Origin of the sequence: Actinoplanes sp. NPDC051633, assembly GCF_040681735.1 — a bacterium.
Lineage (GTDB): Bacteria > Actinomycetota > Actinomycetes > Mycobacteriales > Micromonosporaceae > Actinoplanes.
The window spans coordinates 1-3,237 of sequence record NZ_JBFAZH010000906.1 but is presented as its reverse complement, the minus strand read 5'-3'; the positions used below and the strand labels follow the sequence as shown (position 1 = coordinate 3,237).

Here is a 3,237-nt window from a genome sequence, read left to right as displayed (position 1 = left end):
CGCACACCGGGGTGGCCATCTCGAGCATGCTGTGCCGGAACTCCAGGCGGCTCAGCTCACGCCCCTGCGCCGAGAGGGCGGCGAGCGCCTTCTCGGCCACCGGAGCGTTCACACCGGTGTCCGGGTCGAGCAGCAGGAACTCCTCCTCGACCCCGATCGTCGTCGTCACCGCGGCCGGTCGGCGGTCAGCACCACCACCGCGATCCGCTCCGCATCCGCGTACACCTCGGTGTCCAGCTCCTCGTCGTAGACGTCGGGGTCCACCTCACGATAGGCCCACCCGAGGTCGGTGCCCGCCAGGCGCTTCTCGAAGGCCGCGCGCAGCGGGTCCTCGCCCGCGACGATCCCGGTCCCGCTGAACAGCACCAGCGTGCCGCCGGGCGCGAGCCGCTCGATCGCCGCGTCCAGCACGGCCAGCGTCAGCTGGTCGCCGCCCGCGCCGCCGCCATCGCGGTAGGTGCGCCCCATCGGGTCCCGCATGAACGGCGGGTTGGAGATGATCAGATCGAAGCGGCCGGGCACATCGCTGAGCAGGTCGCTGCGGCAGGGAAACACCCGGCCGGTGCCGGCGAGGGCGGCGTTGACCCGGGCGTAGCGCAGGGCGGTGTCGTTGATGTCGATCGCCAGGACGTCCGCGTCCGGCCGGCGCTTGGCCACCGCGATCGCCCCGGCGCCGGTGCCGCAGCCGATGTCGACCGCGCGGCGCACCGGCGCGGTCCGCGCGGCCAGGCAGGCGGAGGCGGCGTCGGCCATCCGGTAGGTGTCCGGGCCGAAGAACACCGCGTCGGCCGCCACGGTCGGGAACGCCGAGTGCACGAACAGTTCGTCGTCGTACGTGGAGAAGCGGACCATGCTGCGCATCGCCTCGCCCTCGCGCCGCACGGCGCCCGCCTCCTCCAGCAGCCCCAGCAGCTGCGGTGGCAGCACCCCCGCGCGGAACGGCCGGCTCCAGCCGAACACGTCGCGCAGGTCGTGCGCCCAGGCGTTGCCGGGACGGTCGTTGACGCGCTGATGCGTGGCCGGGGTGACGGTGGTGAAGCTGTAGCCCTGCTCCTTGAGCAGGCTGCCGAGGCGCACGAGCGCTTCATCGGCGGCGGACATGGCCCCGGGTACACGCACCGGGGCGGTGCCTGTCGTCGTCATGGCCGCCGCTTTCCCAGGAATCCGTCCCATATTCTCGGGTCGTGCGAAAACTGATCTACTTCATCGCGTCGACGGTCGACGGGTTCATCGCCGACCCCGGCGGAGACTTCGGCTTCTTCCCGCTCGAGCCCGCCTTGCTGGACTTCGTCGCCGCGGAGTTCCCGGAAACCCTGCCGACGCACGTCCGCGCACACCTCGGGCTGGACGCGCCGAACCGGGTCTTCGACACGCTGGTGATGGGCCGGGGCACCTACGAGCCCGGCCGGGCGATCGGCGTCACCAGCCCGTACGCCCACCTGAAGCAGTACGTCTTCAGCCGCACCGCCAAGCCCGCGCCGGAGCCCGAGGTGGAGATCGTCTCCGGTGACCCGGTCGAGCTGGTGCGGCGCCTCAAGCTCGAGGACGGGCTGAACATCTGGCTGTGCGGCGGGGGAGACCTCGCCGCACAGCTGCTGCCCGAGGTGGACGAGGTGATCGTCAAGGTCAACCCGGTCCTCGCCGGCAACGGCATCCCGATGTTCCGCGGCGACTTCAACCCGACCGGACTGACCCTGCTCTCCGCGCGTCCCCTCGACGACGGCGTGGTCGTGCTGCACTACGCGCGATCGTGACCTAGCTGTGCGCGCATCTGGTCGAACCACTCGGCGCCCAGCCGGCGGCCGTCGGGGAGCTGGTCGTCGCGATCCCAGCGCCAGGCGATGATCATCGCCAGGACGAGGATCCGGCACTCGCGCAGCAGGTCCCGGTCGACACCCGGATAGTGGTCCGCGACGTCGTCGGGCGCATGGGCTAGGTCGAACTCGACGGGTCCGCGGCAACACGTCTCGAGGTCGATGAACACCGGACCGCGCTCGGTGGCCAGCAGGTTGCCCGGGTGCGGCTCGCCGTGCAGCAGCTGATCGGGGCGGCCGCGCCCGCTGATCGCCCGTCGCATGTCCCGGAGCGTGTCGCCGAGCAGCCGGCGTTCCGCGTCGGGGAGCGCCGGGGACCGGTCGCGGCTGGCCACGAGTTGTTGCGCCTCCTCGACCCGATCGGTGAAGTGCGGCGTCGGGAGGTCGACCTCGCGCATGCCGGCGTGCAGCCGCTGGAGCGCCTCGGCGTACGCGGCCGGTGAGACCCCGCCTTCCACGGATTCGTAGTACGTCCACAGCGTGACCGTGAAGCCGTCACTCTCGTGGACCAGCGGATCCTCCAGGGCGGCCACCGGGCACCCGGATCCGGCCAGCCGCCGGGCGAGGTCGACCTCGAACTGCGCACCCTGCTGCGCCACCGGCGCCACCCTGGCCATGACGTCGGATGGCAGCAGCCGCAGCGCGAGCTTGTTCGAGTTCTGCAGGACGATCGCCTCATCGGCCGGTCGGCCCAGCGACGAGGCGATCGACATGGCCGCCGCCACCGCCCGTGAAGCCTCCGACGCGTCCATTGCCCGGTCCTCTCCGTGAAGCGGTGAAACCGGGGCACCTTAGCAAGTCGCCGGCCGGCGGGGTGCGCCTTTACCGCCGCCAGAGCTGCGCGATGGTCTCGAACTCGGCGACGGTGACGAACGACGGGTTGGCCGCCTGCGGCTGACGCAACACCTCGAGGTCGCGCAGAGCGGGGATCGTTCTCAGCAGCTCCCGGCTCAGCCACGCGGCGCGGTCGCCGATCGTCAGGTCGAGCGGCACACTCCCGTCGACGGCCGGGCCGGTCAGCCGCCCGAGACCCCAGACGCCGTAGGCGACGTCGCGCCGGCGGCTCCCGCTGGCCCAGAACAGCACCGGCTGGCCCGCCCGCATGAGAGCGGTGCGGTAACTTGGCTGCACGCACCATCGCGTCACCCGGGGGTCGGCGGCGAACCGGCCCAGCAGGTCGGCGTGGTCCGCGTTGCCCTTGAGCAGCCAGGCGCCCAGCGTCTCGGGGGTGACGCGGCGGGGCGGCGCGGTCAGACCGCCACCCGGTAGAGCTCGTCGCGCCCGACACGCAGCGACACGGTGCCCGGCTCGCCCTCGGTGATGCCGGTGATCTGGTCGCCGGCCGCGTAGGTGTCGTTCGACAACAGGCCGGTCCCGTCGATGCGCAGGTATCCGGTGTCCATCAACCGCTCGGCGATGCCGG

Annotated in this window: 4 protein-coding genes and 1 pseudogene; 1 reads left to right on the top strand and 4 read right to left on the bottom strand. The window is 72.1% G+C overall.

The window, feature by feature from the left end; genetic code table 11:
- Both AB0M20_RS34270 and AB0M20_RS34265 read right to left on the bottom strand, forming a co-directional pair.
- Nucleotides 1–169 (bottom strand): annotated as a pseudogene (locus AB0M20_RS34270) (carboxylate--amine ligase); the annotation flags it as partial.
- Nucleotides 166–1,101 (bottom strand): class I SAM-dependent methyltransferase, encoded by a 936-nt coding sequence (locus AB0M20_RS34265; protein WP_364304500.1) that lies wholly within the window; start codon nt 1,099–1,101, stop codon nt 166–168. The pseudogene AB0M20_RS34270 and the gene AB0M20_RS34265, both read right to left, overlap by 4 nt.
- 83 nt (nt 1,102–1,184) lie before the next feature.
- On the opposite strand from AB0M20_RS34265, the gene AB0M20_RS34260 reads away from it, so the two are divergent.
- The gene (locus AB0M20_RS34260) at nt 1,185–1,754 is read left to right on the top strand and encodes a dihydrofolate reductase family protein (protein WP_364304499.1); all 570 of its coding nucleotides are present in this window, start codon (nt 1,185–1,187) and stop codon (nt 1,752–1,754) included.
- Here AB0M20_RS34260 and AB0M20_RS34255 read toward each other — a convergent pair.
- Both AB0M20_RS34255 and AB0M20_RS34250 read right to left on the bottom strand, forming a co-directional pair.
- Nucleotides 1,739–2,566, bottom strand: coding sequence for an aminoglycoside phosphotransferase family protein (locus AB0M20_RS34255; protein ID WP_364304497.1), 828 nt, complete (start codon nt 2,564–2,566; stop codon nt 1,739–1,741). The two genes, AB0M20_RS34260 and AB0M20_RS34255, sit on opposite strands and share 16 nt — an antisense overlap.
- 70 nt (nt 2,567–2,636) lie before the next feature.
- Nucleotides 2,637–2,918 (bottom strand): hypothetical protein, encoded by a 282-nt coding sequence (locus AB0M20_RS34250; RefSeq protein ID WP_364304496.1) that lies wholly within the window; start codon nt 2,916–2,918, stop codon nt 2,637–2,639.
- Nucleotides 2,919–3,237: the final 319 nt, after the last annotated feature.

Coding starts and splice junctions, on each gene's coding strand:
- AB0M20_RS34265 (WP_364304500.1), bottom strand. CDS start 1,101: ATGTCCGCCGCCGATGAAGCGCTCGTGCGCCTCGGCAGCCTGCTCAAG.
- AB0M20_RS34255 (WP_364304497.1), bottom strand. CDS start 2,566: ATGGACGCGTCGGAGGCTTCACGGGCGGTGGCGGCGGCCATGTCGATC.
- AB0M20_RS34250 (WP_364304496.1), bottom strand. CDS start 2,918: ATGCGGGCGGGCCAGCCGGTGCTGTTCTGGGCCAGCGGGAGCCGCCGG.